Annotated in this window: 14 protein-coding genes and 1 pseudogene; 3 read left to right on the top strand and 12 right to left on the bottom strand. The window is 47.0% G+C overall.

The window, feature by feature from the left end; all coding sequences use genetic code 11:
• The 9 genes from MKY24_RS06960 to MKY24_RS06920 form a co-directional block, all read right to left on the bottom strand.
• A complete protein-coding gene (locus MKY24_RS06960) occupies positions 1 to 885 on the bottom strand; it encodes a type II secretion system F family protein (protein ID WP_339201646.1) in 885 nt (294 codons plus the stop codon).
• A gap of 6 nt (positions 886 to 891) precedes the next feature.
• Positions 892 to 1,683, bottom strand: a complete 792-nt coding sequence (locus MKY24_RS06955) for a type II secretion system F family protein (protein WP_053324906.1) — start codon at positions 1,681 to 1,683, stop codon at positions 892 to 894.
• A complete protein-coding gene (locus tag MKY24_RS06950) occupies positions 1,680 to 2,927 on the bottom strand; it encodes a CpaF family protein (RefSeq protein WP_339201644.1) in 1,248 nt (415 codons plus the stop codon). Before MKY24_RS06950 ends, MKY24_RS06955 begins: the two co-directional genes overlap by 4 nt.
• Before the next feature lie 15 nt (positions 2,928 to 2,942).
• Positions 2,943 to 4,109 (bottom strand): ParA family protein, encoded by a 1,167-nt coding sequence (locus MKY24_RS06945; RefSeq protein WP_339201643.1) that lies wholly within the window; start codon positions 4,107 to 4,109, stop codon positions 2,943 to 2,945.
• A gap of 517 nt (positions 4,110 to 4,626) precedes the next feature.
• Positions 4,627 to 6,954, bottom strand: coding sequence for a histidine kinase (locus tag MKY24_RS06940; RefSeq protein WP_028543032.1), 2,328 nt, complete (start codon positions 6,952 to 6,954; stop codon positions 4,627 to 4,629).
• Between the two features lie 219 nt (positions 6,955 to 7,173).
• Positions 7,174 to 8,061 carry a metal ABC transporter permease gene (locus MKY24_RS06935; RefSeq protein WP_069080976.1) on the bottom strand — a complete coding sequence of 296 codons (888 nt, stop codon included), beginning with the start codon at positions 8,059 to 8,061 and terminating at the stop codon, positions 7,174 to 7,176.
• Entirely contained in the window at positions 8,058 to 8,987 is a 930-nt protein-coding gene (locus tag MKY24_RS06930) for a metal ABC transporter permease (RefSeq protein ID WP_023987615.1), read from the bottom strand. The genes MKY24_RS06935 and MKY24_RS06930 overlap by 4 nt, the downstream gene beginning before the upstream one ends.
• 5 nt (positions 8,988 to 8,992) lie before the next feature.
• On the bottom strand, positions 8,993 to 9,757 hold the full coding sequence (locus MKY24_RS06925; protein ID WP_023987614.1) for a metal ABC transporter ATP-binding protein: 765 nt from the start codon (positions 9,755 to 9,757) through the stop codon (positions 8,993 to 8,995).
• A 14-nt stretch (positions 9,758 to 9,771) separates the two neighbouring features.
• The gene (locus MKY24_RS06920; protein WP_023987613.1) at positions 9,772 to 10,743 is read right to left on the bottom strand and encodes a zinc ABC transporter substrate-binding protein; all 972 of its coding nucleotides are present in this window, start codon (positions 10,741 to 10,743) and stop codon (positions 9,772 to 9,774) included.
• A 236-nt stretch (positions 10,744 to 10,979) separates the two neighbouring features.
• Here MKY24_RS06920 and MKY24_RS06915 point away from each other — a divergent pair, with 236 nt between their 5' ends.
• The gene (locus tag MKY24_RS06915; protein WP_075153921.1) at positions 10,980 to 11,756 is read left to right on the top strand and encodes a DUF3153 domain-containing protein; all 777 of its coding nucleotides are present in this window, start codon (positions 10,980 to 10,982) and stop codon (positions 11,754 to 11,756) included.
• Between the two features lie 192 nt (positions 11,757 to 11,948).
• Here MKY24_RS06915 and MKY24_RS06910 read toward each other — a convergent pair whose 3' ends face one another.
• The 3 genes from MKY24_RS06910 to MKY24_RS06900 form a co-directional block, all read right to left on the bottom strand.
• The gene (locus MKY24_RS06910; protein ID WP_023987611.1) at positions 11,949 to 12,374 is read right to left on the bottom strand and encodes a thiol-disulfide oxidoreductase DCC family protein; all 426 of its coding nucleotides are present in this window, start codon (positions 12,372 to 12,374) and stop codon (positions 11,949 to 11,951) included.
• A 130-nt stretch (positions 12,375 to 12,504) separates the two neighbouring features.
• Positions 12,505 to 12,831 (bottom strand): hypothetical protein, encoded by a 327-nt coding sequence (locus MKY24_RS06905; protein ID WP_025722703.1) that lies wholly within the window; start codon positions 12,829 to 12,831, stop codon positions 12,505 to 12,507.
• Positions 12,832 to 12,954: 123 nt separating this feature from the next.
• Positions 12,955 to 13,374 carry an organic hydroperoxide resistance protein gene (locus tag MKY24_RS06900; protein ID WP_013309264.1) on the bottom strand — a complete coding sequence of 140 codons (420 nt, stop codon included), beginning with the start codon at positions 13,372 to 13,374 and terminating at the stop codon, positions 12,955 to 12,957.
• 261 nt (positions 13,375 to 13,635) lie between these two features.
• Here MKY24_RS06900 and MKY24_RS06895 point away from each other — a divergent pair.
• A pseudogene (locus MKY24_RS06895) lies at positions 13,636 to 14,040 on the top strand (manganese catalase family protein); the annotation flags it as partial.
• Between the two features lie 236 nt (positions 14,041 to 14,276).
• Positions 14,277 to 15,596, top strand: coding sequence for an Nramp family divalent metal transporter (locus MKY24_RS06890; protein WP_104496430.1), 1,320 nt, complete (start codon positions 14,277 to 14,279; stop codon positions 15,594 to 15,596).

The following is a 15,596-nucleotide window of genomic DNA, read 5'->3' as shown; positions in this document are numbered from 1 at the left end:
CTACATATTCATCATCATTAAAGCCGGAGCGCCCACCAGCACAATTACCGTTAGCAAAATCAGCGCCATCGGGAATACTAGCTTAGATGAAGCCTGCTCCCCTCTTGTGCGGCTAATTGAAGTCCGCTTGCCCCATAATGTCTGGGATAACTCACGTAAAGCCATCACAAAATCGCTCCCGCCGCGCCTCATATTCAACAAAACTGTCGTCGTAAATACTGTCATTTCCTGAATACCACAACGTTTGCTCAGGTGCTCAAATGCCTGTTGAAAGGAAAAGCCACTTTCCCATTCCGCCACCGTCTGCCTCAGTTCTCGATACAACGGATGTTCCGTATCCGCCCCTTTACGTTCCACGCAATGGAGCAATGCCCGTTGTACCGTCTCACCTGCACCTACTAAAAGCATCATTTTACTCAACAGTTCAGGCAATTCCATTAAAATTTGCTGATCCCGCTTCTGTACTTTCCCATGCAAATCCTTGATCAGCGCGATGGGTACCAGAATGCCAAGTCCCAATCCGAGCACCAGCCCGGTCGCATCCCCACCCATCAAGAGCGATATTATAACTCCACCAGCAGCCATCATATATCCGTAACCCAACATTTCTGCCAGAAAAAGCATCGTTTTTTCTCCGCTGTTGCGCATACCATACAGCTTCTGCACCGAACGCTGGAGCTTGAACATCAGCAAAGGCAGCCTGTGAGTAGCACGTGAAGCATGAATCATGTGTACAAATGGGACTGAAAGTCTTTGCAGCCGCAGTCCCTCCAGCTTCATATGGCGAAAATGCGCATACTTAGCACCATGCATCTGGTTCAGCACCACCCAACCTCCCACTTGCAGAACCAGCATGACCAGACAAACCAACATCACCACACCCATCTCTCCTTACACTTCAATCTTCATAATGTGGTTGATCCACACAAGACACCCACCAAGCACCAATAAACAAAAGGTTGATAAAATCATACCTGTACCGCTGTATAAGGGCATCATGTAATCACCCGCTGTCATCGTCATAAACAATACAAACAAAAAAGGCGCCGCAAACATAACCCTCGATTCAAAACGTTTCTGTGCAATCATTACACCGATCTCCTGCTGAATTTCCAACTTCTCACCAATGACACTTGAAGCTCGTCGTACAACTTCCACCAGATCACCTCCGGTTCGCTTGCAAGCCGCAAATACGTCCGCAAAATTCGTAATATCCTCCATTTGCGCCCGACGGGCCAAATCCTGCAAAGCAGCCTCTACAGGCTGTCCGATTTCGAGACAGGCGGTAATAATGTTAAATTCAAAAATCAGGTCGTGATCTCCATCCGGACTAAGCAACCTCAAATCCTCTACAGCCTCACGAAAACCATTCTCCACCGACCTTCCCGCTGAAAGAGAAGACGAGAGTGAATATAAAGCCTGCTTGAATTGGATGCTTAGAGCAGACCTGCGTCGATGCAGCAAAAATTGCCTAAAATAACGAGGCGTCACCCCAGCCCCGGCAGCGCACAGCAACGATAATATCCATTGGTGATAAAATAGATAGCCGATCATCGCAAACAGCACGCCACTAAACAATATGCACAGACTTTTTTGTACTGTCGATAATGTATACACCGTATAATCTGGCAGAGAAGGGATCTCATGTGATACTTGCTTGGCAGTCGTTTTTCCTGGCTTCACGCTGATACTCCTCCCCTGTGCCAGCTTTCCGGATTGATCCCGGCCATTTGCAGCTTCAAAGTATGTTGCAGACCCTCGCCACAACGTTCCAGACCTCCTACGATTCGCCCCTTACTTTCTCCTCGTTCCTGAAAACGATAAAGGGGATTAAGCGTCACCTCACCATTTTCAAAACCAATCACTTCGCTAATTTCCAGTACTCGTCTGGATTTGTCGCGCATCCGTGACAGATGAACGAATATATCAATGGCCGAGCTGATCTGCTGCCGTACTACTCCAAGCGGAAGCTCTGCCCCTCCGAGCACCATCGTTTCCAGCCGGCTGACCATATCGCGAATATTATTCGCATGCCCAGTTGACAAAGATCCATCGTGTCCTGTATTCATCGCTTGCAGCATATCCAATGCCTCACTTCCCCGGACCTCACCCACCACAATGCGGTTGGGCCGCATACGCAGGGAGGAACGAATCAGATCACGAATTGTGATTTCTCCCTTCCCCTCGGTGTTCGCATTCCGTGTTTCCATGGAAACTAGATTAGGGACCGTCACAATTTGCAGCTCTGCTGAGTCTTCAATGGTAATAATCCGTTCAGACGACGGGATAAACTGGGATAATGCATTCAGAAAAGTTGTTTTACCAGACCCCGTTCCTCCGCTTATAAAAATGTTGTACTTGCTACGTACCAAGTCCTTGAGCATAGCAGCGGTTTCTGCATCAAGCGCACCCATTTGTATCAAGTCATCCATCGTCATAGGACGCTCGGGAAACTTCCGTATTGTCATCGTCGGACCCTTGAGAGCAACTGGAGGCAACACAATATTTACGCGTGACCCATCCTTTAACCGGGCATCCACAATGGGGGAAGCCTCATTCACAATTCGGTTCACCCCGGCTACAATCGTCTGGATTAAATCCTCCAGCCGCTCGCGGGACTCAAATTGATCAGGTACCTGCATCACTTCACCAGCCCGTTCCACAAAAATTTCCCGGTGACTGTTAATCATAATTTCCGTAACGGTCGGGTCATCAATCAATGGCTGGAGTACATCCAGCCCACGGAAAGAGTTAAAAATCTTGCGGACGAGTGCATGCTTCTCACGGGAAGTTAAGCCCACCAGCTCTACATCGTGTAAAATTCGATTTTCAATATGCAGTACCAGATCTGCATCCTTTACCGAAGACGTTACGTCCAGCCCGTTTCGGATATCTGCTCGCAATGCCTTAAACCGTTCCTCATTCATGTTCATCAGCCCCTTTTAAGACCAAACGGCGGGCGGATGTGTTACACTGTCCACATTCAGCAGCTCGTGGCACAGATGACGAATTTCCCGCTGATAAATCGGTGAACTAAGCAGTAGCTCATGGTGCTGCATCTGCTTCCATGAAGGTATATAGGGTAACGCTCCGTTTAGCTCCATGAAGTCACGAGGTAATGAGTTGATCATAGTTCCCATATAGCGGTTCACCACAAAGCTGGTTTTGCATATCATGTCTTCAAGCCCTTCAGGCTGCGTGGTTTCTAAAACATCCAGCCATAATCCGCACTTGTGCATGCTCATTAAATCGTCTGCCAGCAGCCAAATCAGCTTATGACTAGCTTCAAGCACGGCTTGAGCCCGATCACCTTTTTCAGAATCGCCATCTACGATCACTACATCATACTGCCCACTTTCGGCAACCGTTCGAATCAGCTCTTTCGCTTCATCACAAGTCATGTCCGTCAGCTCCTTGCGATTATAGACAGGCTGAAAAGTATCCGCCTGAATTTCAGGGCGACGAATACAGTAGGAAGCCATGGATAATGGAGTGTCCTCACTCCCCTCCGCCTTGAGATCATAGAGCAGCCTGGACAGCCCTTCTCCTTCTGCTCCGCTAGCACTGCCTGAACCAGTGAACAACGAGCTTGAATCCACCGTCTCCAGATTCAGATAGAATACCGAATATCCCTCATTCCCCAGCTGTTTGGACATATTGAGTGCGGCCGTTGTCTTGCCTAGTCCACCGGAAGCTGCTACGATGCCGATAATCATTCCACCTTCCCGACTGTTTACACTTTTCCGACCGTTCGACCTCTGTCTAGCCGTTTCCAAAATAAAACCGACCAGCTCAGATAAAGGCTGATACTTTAATAAAGGCTGTCCATATTCGCTCACTTGTTCTCCCTCATGCAATACCAAACAAGGAATATCAGCAGCTTCCCTGTCTGTCCATAGATTCAAAAAAGCCGCTTCACCTACCACCACATCCGGTCTTTTCATTCCACTGGTTTCCATCATGTATTGATGAAATGCCTCCGGTTGCGAAAAAGCCGTGATTCTCAGCCTTCTGGCGTACTCGCTTCCGTGAACATAATTCAGCAGCGGCTCAATATAATCCCGGCTTTCTACGGCCAATACCACTTTCACTGGAACTATAACGCTCATCCCTTTCCCTAACACAACAACGCAAAAAAGCACCGTTCATCCATCCGTAAGTACATACGGTTGGTGAACGGTGCTTCCGTCACGTGCAATCTATTTACTGGTAGAATAGCATAGCGCTTATATTAGAGCAAGTATTTTTTGTGCAAGTATCTTCCAAAATCCTCGTACTAGGAGAAGGCGGGCAGTCTAGCCCCGCCTCCTAGCATCTTCATCTTAGTAGAATTTGTGGTGACGACGATGACAGTCATGATGACGATGATGGCGGTGATGGCGACGTTTCCGGCAATGACATTTCTTATCAAAATCTTCATGTTTCCGGTGATCATGTTTAAATTTAGGTTTAAACTTAATGACAGTCACCTTAATGATCTTCTTAAAGATACGTTTTTTTGGCTTACGCAAATGACAATGTTTAAACATTTTTAATTCGCCTCCATTTCTTTGAGATAGAATATACTATGGAAGCAGCGAACCATCGGTAACCATCATATGACTATTTATGAATTTACTGGGCGAATTAACGATCTACCTCCAGCTTAATATCCGGATCATAATCCGCCACAATTAGAACATCCATATGACGTGCTTGACGGAGAATCCTCGGCACAACCGCAGCCTTCCCCCAACGGCTACTTCGGGAAGACTGCCCCACGATGAGCTGCGTACCTGAATATCCTTCCACTGGAGCAATCAAAATGTCGGCAATCTCGCTTCGGCTGGAAACAAGCCGTATCTCAAAGGTTCCCCCCAGTCGGTGGGTCAGCAACTTTAGTTGTTCCAGACGAGGGTTCAGTCTCTCGGGCATACGCTCACCGACATGAACATAAGTCACAATCCACACAGCCTTCAGACGAAAGGCGATACGAAAACCGCGGCGAATCAGCCTTTCAGCATTTTCGCTTAGCGTCACGCCTACGAAGATCACTTCCTCCCTGCGCCACGGTCCCCGAAGTGATTCGTGTCGATCCCAGGATTCCAGCCGCTCATCTACGTCATCTGCCAATTCCCGCAAAGCAAGTTCACGCAACGCAATCAGATTGCCCAGTTTAAAAAAATGGCTAAGTGCCTGTTCCACCTTCGCAGGATCGTATATTTTGCCCTCACGCATACGCTGCTGCAACGATTTGGGAGCCACATCAACAAGCTGTACTTCATCGGCCAGACGCATCATATGGTCGGGAACAGTCTCTCTCACTCGTATACCAGTAATCTGTTCTACCGCATCATTCAAGCTCTCCAGATGCTGTACATTCATTGTGGATATCACAGAAATACCTTGTTCCAAAATGGTAAGCACATCCTCATAGCGCTTAGATCTCATACTTCCGGGAACGTTGGTATGTGCCAGCTCATCAATAAGCACCACCTCGGGATTACGCCTGAGAATGGATTCCGTGTCCATTTCTTCCAAGTGTGCGCCATGGCGCTCGATGGACTGACGGGGTATCATCTTCAGAGAGCCTACTTGTGCCAGTGTTTCTGCTCTTCCGTGCGTTTCCAGCAATCCGATAACTACATCGATCCCACTCTCCAGCAGATCATTCCCCTCTCTCAGCATCGTGTATGTTTTGCCGACCCCCGGAGCAGCGCCAATGTATACCTTGAGCTTGCCCCGCAGGATTTTGGCTGCCTCAGCCTGTGCTTCCTCAACGCTCAAACGATGATACGGATCGTTATCTCCCTCCTCCTGTCTCATTGTTGGCAAAATCCGCTCACCCTCCTGCTCGGCCCGGTCCGCAATCAGCAGCAAATCCATATTTTTCATTCGTTTTAAAATCCCGTTCACAAGCGATCCTTTCATCAGCTCCTGCCACGGCGTCTGCCGAGAATGCCCCATAACAATTCGGGTAACATTGTGCGTCACCGCATAATGAATCAGTTGACGAGGCAACCTTCTGCGGGAAAAAAGCGGGATTTCTTCAAATGTTGATCCGATCTTGTCAGCCAATTTCTCAATTGAACGCTTGAAGGCAGCTGATTCCTTGGACAGTTTGCGCTTCGAGCTGACAAAGGAGACCACTAGCATATCTCCACCCAACCGCTTGGCGACCTGTTCCCCCCTACGTACATAAATGGACCCATTCCAATGATATTGGACAGGTACCAAAATACGCTCTGCTGCTCCTGACGCCCCGTGTAAGCCTAACTCCTCCCGGTGCCGTTCCAGCGAATCGTTCACATCCTCTGCTACCAATCGCAGGGCAAGCTCACGCAATTTACCCAGATTTCCCCGGTGAAACATCTCAGGATTCGGCGTATGCATGTAGCCTTTCGCCAGCCGTTCCAAAATCATTTCCGGGGTAGCATCAATCAGACGAATTTCATCCGCCAGCTCCAGTGTATCAACCGGAACCGTATATTCCGCTTCAAAGCCTGTCAGCTGATACACCCACTCCGTAATTCCCTCGAGTTCATAAACATTGACCGTCGTAATGACGCTAATTCCCTGCTCCAGCAAATACCGAATATCCTCCAGCCGTGTTGGAAATAGGGCGTCTTTCCGGTTATGATGTGCCAAATGATCCACCAGTACCACCTCGGGATTTCGTGCCACCAAAGCTTCCACATTCAGATCCTTTTGCTCCTCACCATCTTTTATCCAATGAATGCTAGGCACTCGCTCCAGCGTGCCGACCTGTTCCACGGTCACAGGCCGCTGCATGGTTGAGACCGCACAAATCACAACATCAATACCTTCATGCTGCAGCGATTGTCCCTCCTGCAGCATATGATACGTCTTGCCCGAGCCACTGACCGCACCCATGTATATTTTGAGTCTGCCTCGATGCAGTTTGTTAATCGAATCCAGTATTTCCTCTGGTGATTTACGTTTGAAGCTCTCCACTTTCGTTCCTCCCCACAGCGTGCCGCTTGTTTGTTCCGTCCATTCTTATATGGTTGTAATGAATGTACTCCCGTGTCCCAATCAATTCAAGATGATCAATCAAGCTTGCCCCAAAAAAAGCCGCACAGGGCAGTATAAGCGCAAAAAAACGTGCATTCAGGTCTCTTATGCCTGAATGCACGCTATTTTGGGTAACTCATATGGGATCACTTCCTACAATCACTTGCTATCTTCGCCAACGAGCCCCCGTTGTTGAAATAACTTTTGCCATACCACACCGTGAGACGGGGAAAAGAGAAAAGCTAAAAGCAGCAACACACCCGATACACACAGCATACATGCTGCAATAGAAGCATCCAATACACTTGCTGTGTAAAAGCCTACGACCGAACTGATCGCCCCAAATCCGACGCTGTATACAATCATATGGGACAACTTCTCCGTCAGCAAATAAGCGGTAAGAGGCGGTACAACGAGCATGCCAACCACCAGAATTGCACCCACGCTCTCAAATGACGCCACCGTCGTTAGTGAGACGAGACTCATCAGTAGATAATGAAATAAAACAACTGGAATGCCTAATGAAGCTGCCAAGGCGGGATCGAAGGAAGTGATTTTAAATTGCTTGAAAAAGCCCCCTATCACGAGCAAATTGATCAAAAACATCGCGCCCGTAATCCACACAGCCCTCGGACCGACATCGAAGCCGGCTATTTCTAACGTATTCCACGGCACATAAGCAATTTCCCCATACAAAACGTGATCCATATCCAGATGGGCATTGGAAGCAAACACACTGATCAGCAAAACACCGATAGCAAACAATGTCGTAAACACCACGCCAATGGCAGCATCACTTTGCAGACCGCTTTGTTGGAATAGCTGAATCAGGTACACCGTTAGAAGACCCAGCACAGCCGCACCAAACATCATCCACACCGAATCCCTCGATCCGCTGATGAGAAAGGCAATGACAATCCCCGGCAATACCGCATGACTGATTGCATCACCGATCATAGCCATTTTTCGGAGCACGAGAAAGCACCCAACGATACTACATCCCCCTGCCACTAACATTCCCGTCAAAATTACATAAAATGAACTCATAGGGCACGCTCCTCCCTTGGCTGTGTTCCGACTGTCTGCTCCAGATTTTTTCTGGCGTTCAACCGAACGATAGCCTTGGAGATCATCCCGCGCTGCGGCGCAAAAATCAAGCTCACTCCAAACACCACAGTCGCACACAACACGCATAACGGTCCTGTAGGCAGATTTTGTCCCAGAGAGCTAATGACCGTCCCACCAAGGCCTGCTATAGCACCAAACAAGCCTGATAGGCATACCATGACACCCAGCTTCTCTGTCCAGTATCTTGCCGACACGGCCGGGGTAATCAGCAGGGCAGCCATCATAATGACTCCCACGGCCTGAATGCCAGCAACCACCGCAATGACAATCATTAGCATCAACAACTTATCCAGCAAACCTGCCGGAAAACCAAGTCCGCGGGCAAAGCCGGGATCAAAGCTGAGCAGCTTAAATTCCTTGAAAAATAATATACATATTCCGATGAGTACCACCGAAATTACCGCCATCGTATAGACATCAGACAATACCATTGCCGCAGCTTGACCAAATAGAAATTTATCCAATCCGCTTTGGTTGCCTGCGCCACTATGCTGAATTTCGGTCAACAACATAATGCCGAAGCCAAAAAATACCGACAGCACCGCTGCAATCGCGGAATCGCTTTTAATTCGTGAATACCGGGTTAATGCACTGATGGCAAAGGTAGCAACAATCCCCGCAATAGCGGCCCCAATCATAAATCCAAACACTGATTTTGTACCTGTGATCATAAAAGCCACACATACCCCCGGCAAAGCCGCATGTGCCAAAGCATCTCCCATGAGCGACTGCTTGCGCAAATACATAAAACTGCCAATCACCCCGCTGCTTAAACCGAGCAAAATGCAGCCCAGCAAAATCCACTGCATGTTTGGGTCGGTCAAAAGCGTTGCCAAGCTTGTCATACTGCTCACCTCACTCCGAGTATCGTACCGGAATCTGGGCCTGTTTTGAGTATACTCAGACGCCCGCCATACGTACGCTGCAGATTTTCCTCGGTAAAAATATCTGTCGTCTCTCCAAACGCCATCAGATGCCCGTTCAACAGCATAACCTGATCAAAATAATCCGTGACTGTAGATAAATCATGATGAACGACAAGCACGGTTTTACCCTGCTGTTTCAGATCGTTGAGCAATGAAATAATGGCTTTTTCTGTTGCAGCGTCCACACCGACAAACGGTTCATCCATAAAATAAAGCTGAGCATCCTGCGCGAGTGCTCTGGCTAAAAAAACACGTTGTTGCTGACCGCCAGACAATTGACTAATCTGTCTGTCTGCATATTTGCTCATTCCAACTTTATCCAAACTCTCCATCGCAGCCTGACGATCTGCTGCTCCCGGACGCTTAAACCAGCCTAATCTGCCATACCGTCCCATCATAACCACATCCAATGCGTTCGTCGGAAAATCCCAATCCACCGACTCCCGCTGTGGTACATAGCCAACCTTGAGTAGCTGTTGCTTGTAGGGCTTGCCATAGACCAGCACCTCGCCCCTAAGCTTTGGAATCAGTCCAAGCGCTGCCTTAATCAGCGTAGATTTCCCAGCCCCGTTCGGACCGATAATACCAATCAGCTTGCCTTCCGGCACTTCAAAGGAAACATCGAACAAAACGGGCTTTTTTTGATAAGCTACCGATAAATCACGAACAACAAGTGGTGAATGCCCCATGTATCTCTGCCTCCTTATTTAAGAGCTTTAACAATCGTATTGACGTTATGCTTGACCATTCCAATATATGTTCCATCTTCTGTGCCCTCTTCACCCATGGCATCCGAATACAGCTCGCCACCCACCTTAATTATATGACCTTGCTGAGAGGCCCCCTGAATAACCGCATCTATAGCCTTTCTCGGAACACTAGATTCTACGAATATAGCCTTGATTTTATGTTCGACCAGATAATCTCGCAGCTTGGTCACATCTTGAGAACCCGCTTCTGATTCTGTGCTCATACCTTGAAGTCCTCTCACTTGAATGTGGTAGGCATCTCCGAAATAGCCGAAAGCATCATGTGCCGTGACAAGCACGCGCTGGGCTTCCGGTATACTGGCAATCTGCTCTCTCGTGTAATCATCCAGCTCTCGCAGCTCAGTAAGATAGCTTTCTGCGTTGGCCTTATATTCCTCCGCATGAACAGCGTCTAGCGCCGACAATTCATCTCTGACGGTTTCTACCGCAGACATCCAATTCTGTACGTTAAACCAGATATGTGGATCATGCTCAGATCCCATTTCCGGGCTACCTGCACGCAAGTGATCCTGGGCGATGTTTTTGGACACGGATATGACGGGTTTTTGCTTGCTGATTTTCTCCAGAATGTCCTGCATTTTTCCTTCCAGATGCAACCCGTTATAAAAAATAACGTCGGCCTGATCCAGCTTGCGCATATCTCCCTGAGAAGCCTTGTACAAATGCGGGTCAACGCCTGACTTCATAATTCCCGTGACCTCCACATGATCACCGCCGACCTTGCCGACAATGTCAGAGATCATACCGATGGTAGCCGTAGCCTTTATTTTTTGTCCCGCCTCTCTCGCAGTTCCCTGTTCCTTCTTCTTAGCATCGGTACATGCAGTCGCTAGAACTAGAGCTAGAGACAACACTCCAACCGTCGTTACCCATCGCGGCAAAGCCTTCTTAAACTGCTTGTTCATGTTTTAAAATCCTCCTTTGAATATTCGTTTTGGGACAAACTATTTCCTTGATTCAATTATTTTTTATCAATACTATATTTTAGAGTATACACTAAAGTTTTTACCTAGGGAAACATTTTATAAAATATAATTCTTGTGTATTTCGTTATACCGTTCGATTTTCGTTCTCCCAATGTGTAATATATAGAAGATATCCAGTCATTAAACCAAAGAATACATATAAAGAGGTGCAGGTCATGGAGCCAACAGGATACAGCCCTTATCGGAACAAACGTCGGCAAGTTCGGATACGAAAAATACTGCTCATTTTTATGCTGGTGTGCTGTCTGCTTGCCCTAACTTCCTGTGCTCGAGGTGACATCCATGTAGATGTTCATCTCGATCAAAGTGTAGATATGGATGCAACGTTCAGTGTAAACAACCAGACACTGATGATGTTGGACAATCCCGGGCTGCTAGATCGATTAGTCAAGCGTATTCAAAGCAACAATGTAGATGTACAGCCGCTAGCTGAACAGGGAAGAAAGGGATATCAAATCAAGGGACATTATCAAGGAGATTGGAGCACAAACAAAAAAAATCCCAGTCAGGGATTAAATCTACCTGAGGGATTAGAAATAAAGCGTGCTGTGAGTCAACATTTTTTCACAACGAATATTGATCTTACCATGAAGCTCGATCTACCACGGATGCTTCCTAAAGAAGCTCAAGGACTGAGTGACAAATTTGAGCAAATGAATGTGTTTGCGCGCAAATTACTGGAGCGGCAGCTGGATCTTAACTTCAGCCTATCCTTACCCATCCAACCTGCTACCAATAATGCGGACCGTGTGTCGGAAGACGGAAAAACACTATATTGGGACATTGCTCCTTTGGAATCTAACGAGCTAAAATTGTCTGTTAACGTACCCAATGTACGACATATCGTGTATGTAGCTGTTACGAGCCTGATACTGATCGTGATCGCTGTGATCTTACTAATTCGTAGACATCGCTCCAAAAAAGAAACTTAAAAAAGCAACTAAAAGTGCGTGTTCAAAAAGTCGGCTTTTCAGGACCGAGAAGGTTGGATGAAGCTAGGGACTGAGTAGCGGAGCGTAGACAGATCTACGTGAGCAACGGAAGGCCCGGCTGAATTCAAGATTCGACGTCGAATCCGCTTCTTGATTAGCTTCGTTATGGAAAGACGACTTTTTGAACAACCTCTAAAAAAATCGTTGTCTAATTTCTGGTGGGGGGATCTGACATTGATCCTCTTCATCCTTGCCAAACCAACGATATCGGTTACGCGCCACCCAGTTATAGACTGCATTGCGCACAAAGCGGGGAACCAGGATGAACACATAGGCCAGCGGATATGGAAAACGAAGACGTTTGGCAATTCGCAAAGCTGCGGTTGACCTTGTATAATACGTACCGTCTTCAATCAGCACGAACGTATCCAACTGATCTGTAGATAGTCCTCCTGCACGTAATAGTTCTTGTCCTGCCTCAGATTGCAGGGAACCAAAATGAAATGTTCCCTTAGGGTCACGCTTGATAATAAAGCGGGCCGCTCCCTGACAAAAGTGGCATACCCCATCCACCAACACAATGGAATGATCTGAATGGGCATGATCAGACTGGTTCATAAATGCATTTCACCTCCAGAGAAATCAACGGCATGAATACCAGCAACGCAACCATATGAATATAAACAAAAAAACGCCGAAAGTATCCGACGCTTGTTTAGAAATGTATAGTCTTTACCTGTTCGAAAAACTAGCTCAATGCTTTCTCAAACAGCTGTTTCGTATTAATTTGCTCTAAAAACTCCTCATGGAACTTATCCATACACTTGCAGATAAAATCCTTATGGCATACCGGGCAAGGCGTCGTTAGCAGTCGACTAATATTCGTCAAGGTCCACTCCGGATTACGTTGAGAAAAAACGCGGCACTCCGTTCCATCGGCCAAACTCATTTTAAACTCATAAAGCCCTTCTTTTTCGTTGCTGCCAGCCAGCGTGAAATTAACAATATTCGGTCTGTAAGACATCATATCACCCGTATTTTTCAAATTTGTTTCGTACCTGATGACCAGAATCACCTAAGCCATCTTAATGAATTTTGGCGATGATGTCAAATGGTCGCGAATCTCAGCTAATCAAGATCTATGTGCAAAAGCCGCCAATAAATCGGCGGCCAGAGTGTAAAAGTTATAGAAATGCAGTCAAATGACATTGAGCTCGACATCAATGTTACCGCGTGTTGCTTTGGAGTATGGACAAAAATCATGTGCTTGGCGTGCCAAATCTTCGGCCTGGGCGCGTTCAATACCAGGTATTTTCACATCCAGACGTACCGCCAGCTGGAAGCCGCCATCGCTTGGGTCCTTGCCGATAGATACGTGGCTGGTGACCTCAACATTATCCACCTTCACCTTAGCCTTTCGGGCCACGTTAGCCAATGCGCTCTCATAGCAGGCACCATAACCTGCCGCAAACAATTGCTCCGGATTCGTAGCTTCTCCACCTGCGCCACCCAGTTCCTTCGGCGTACTGAGCTTATGCTTCAAAACCCCATCAGATGAAGCGACTGAACCGTCTCTTCCACCATGTACCGTTGCTGATGCTGTGTATAATGCTTCCATGATTTCATCTCTCCTTCTCTATAACATTTGCTTTTCGCAGGAATCCATCGTCATGTTAAGACATGATTACCTTCTCGTATGTACTTTAAACGAACTACACAAAATGAATCATTTAAAACATGGAAGTTGACTGATTTATTTACCGTTTAATTCCACCTCACCTTGTTTACACTATATGTTATAAGCCCCTAACTTGATGGGCTGTCAACATGTGTCTTGAAGGTTTACTCGCATCATTTTATTGTATCTGCTCAGACTTCCATGACTGACACCCCTGTCGCACGCGAGATCGTAGGCTACTTGCTGGTGCGGGGTGAAGTCCATGTGATGGCCTAGGTCAAAGCGTTGGAAAAGCTTACAGGCGTAGAAATGACCAAAATGCTTCCGATTCCGAACTTGGAGAATAAAGCCTTTTCTGAAACGCGTAAATTCGAAGAAAAAGGATTGCACTGGGCTATTTATCGTTTCAGTCCGAATGACTACAAGGAAATTGATAAAATATGGAACGGCGTTCACCCGGAAGATGGACAACCTTTGTATGTTAAAGACGGTCCTCCCGAAGGAGCTCCCATCCCCGATTTGGAGGAAAAGCCAGAAATGTTCTCCCCAGGACTATCCTCGGAAGAAATTGAGGAACTGGCTGCACGGCTCTCCCGCAATATTTAAAAGATGTAATTTAAAAAAAATCCAAAACGACCAAGCTGCTCCCATCAGAGTGATATAGTTTGGTTTTTCTATTGTTCAGCTTTATACGATGGCTATATTGCTTCAAAAATACGATTAACTTGCTTGACCACACAAAAGTTGCACTAGACAAAAACTATTGTGGGTGTACAATAGGGATAACACAATCGTTATGTCACTAATAATATATTTCAACATCAATAAAGAAGGTGAAGCGTATGAAAAATACAAAGGGCAACTTCGCGGAAATCGCTTCACTGTCGGAAGTGAATCGTTCCTTGAGCGTCCCGAAAGACGGGACCTGGTTTCGGAAGTTTCTTGCCTTTGCTGGACCCGGCTATATGGTCGCAGTCGGCTATATGGACCCCGGCAACTGGGCCACAGACATCGCCGGCGGATCGAAATTCGGCTACACGCTGCTTAGTGTCATTCTAATCTCCAACCTGATGGCCATCCTGTTACAAGCCTTATCTGGCAAGCTTGGCATCGCCACAGGTAAAGATTTAGCTCAAATGTGCCGTGATGCCTATAGTCGTCCTGTCGCGATCGGCTTATGGCTATTGTGCGAAATTGCCATTGCAGCCATGGATTTGGCCGAGGTCATCGGTTCAGCCATTGCGCTGAAGTTGCTGTTCGGTCTACCGTTACTATACGGAGTTATCATTACAGCATTTGATGTTATGCTCATTTTACTGCTGCAAAACAAAGGTTTTCGGGCATTGGAAACACTTGTCATTGTGCTGATGGCGACGATTGCCGGCTGTTTTGGCATTAATCTCCTTTTGGCACAACCGGAATGGGGCGGCGTATTGGGCGGCTTTGTACCTGACTCGCAAATTTTGACGAATCCAAGCATGCTGTATATTGCCATCGGTATTATGGGTGCTACGGTAATGCCGCATAACCTGTATCTGCATTCTTCTATTGTACAAACTCGCAAATTTGAGCAGACTTCAGCAGGTAAACGGGAAGCTATTACATTTGCAACTTGGGATTCCAGTATAGCGCTGATGTTCGCTTTATTTATTAATGCCGCCATCTTGATCGTGGCAGCTGCTGTATTCCATACGGCAGGAAGAACAGATGTAGCCGAAATTAGTGATGCCTATTATCTGCTTTCGCCACTACTGGGAACCACACTGGCGAGCATACTATTTGGGGTGGCGTTACTCGCCTCAGGTCAAAATTCAACCGTTACAGGCACTTTAGCTGGACAAATCGTGATGGAGGGCTTTCTCAATCTTCGTCTTTCACCTTGGTTGCGTCGTCTGGTGACCCGCCTCATCGCGATCATTCCAGCGGTCATCGTCACTGCCATCGCAGGGGAAAAAGGTGCGGAGGAACTGCTTGTGCTGAGCCAGGTCATCCTGTCCATCCAGCTTCCCTTTGCTATCATTCCATTACTTCTCTTTACCAGCGACAAAAAAATTATGGGTGAATTCGCAAATAAAATGTGGCAAAAAGTATTAACCTGGATCGTGACCGCTGTCATTATCATCTTGAATGTAGTGCTCATTGTACAAACGATATCAGGTTGA

This window comes from Paenibacillus sp. FSL P2-0322, from assembly GCF_037975315.1.
Taxonomy (GTDB): domain Bacteria; phylum Bacillota; class Bacilli; order Paenibacillales; family Paenibacillaceae; genus Paenibacillus; species Paenibacillus polymyxa_B.
The sequence above is the reverse complement of the archived record's forward strand: the minus strand, read 5'-3'. Positions and strand labels throughout refer to the sequence as shown.

What these genes read in the sequence shown, in the direction of transcription:
- MKY24_RS06925 (WP_023987614.1), bottom strand. Translation starts at nt 9,757, where the DNA reads ATGGGGCATTCACCACTTGTTGTTCGTGATTTATCGGTAGCTTATCAA.
- MKY24_RS06900 (WP_013309264.1), bottom strand. Translation starts at nt 13,374, where the DNA reads ATGGAAGCATTATACACAGCATCAGCAACGGTACATGGTGGAAGAGAC.
- MKY24_RS06910 (WP_023987611.1), bottom strand. Translation starts at nt 12,374, where the DNA reads ATGAACCAGTCTGATCATGCCCATTCAGATCATTCCATTGTGTTGGTG.
- MKY24_RS06945 (WP_339201643.1), bottom strand. Translation starts at nt 4,109, where the DNA reads ATGAGCGTTATAGTTCCAGTGAAAGTGGTATTGGCCGTAGAAAGCCGG.
- MKY24_RS06950 (WP_339201644.1), bottom strand. Translation starts at nt 2,927, where the DNA reads ATGAATGAGGAACGGTTTAAGGCATTGCGAGCAGATATCCGAAACGGG.
- MKY24_RS06935 (WP_069080976.1), bottom strand. Translation starts at nt 8,061, where the DNA reads ATGAGTTCATTTTATGTAATTTTGACGGGAATGTTAGTGGCAGGGGGA.
- MKY24_RS06960 (WP_339201646.1), bottom strand. Translation starts at nt 885, where the DNA reads ATGGGTGTGGTGATGTTGGTTTGTCTGGTCATGCTGGTTCTGCAAGTG.
- MKY24_RS06930 (WP_023987615.1), bottom strand. Translation starts at nt 8,987, where the DNA reads ATGACAAGCTTGGCAACGCTTTTGACCGACCCAAACATGCAGTGGATT.
- MKY24_RS06920 (WP_023987613.1), bottom strand. Translation starts at nt 10,743, where the DNA reads ATGAACAAGCAGTTTAAGAAGGCTTTGCCGCGATGGGTAACGACGGTT.
- MKY24_RS06915 (WP_075153921.1), top strand. Translation starts at nt 10,980, where the DNA reads ATGGAGCCAACAGGATACAGCCCTTATCGGAACAAACGTCGGCAAGTT.
- MKY24_RS06890 (WP_104496430.1), top strand. Translation starts at nt 14,277, where the DNA reads ATGAAAAATACAAAGGGCAACTTCGCGGAAATCGCTTCACTGTCGGAA.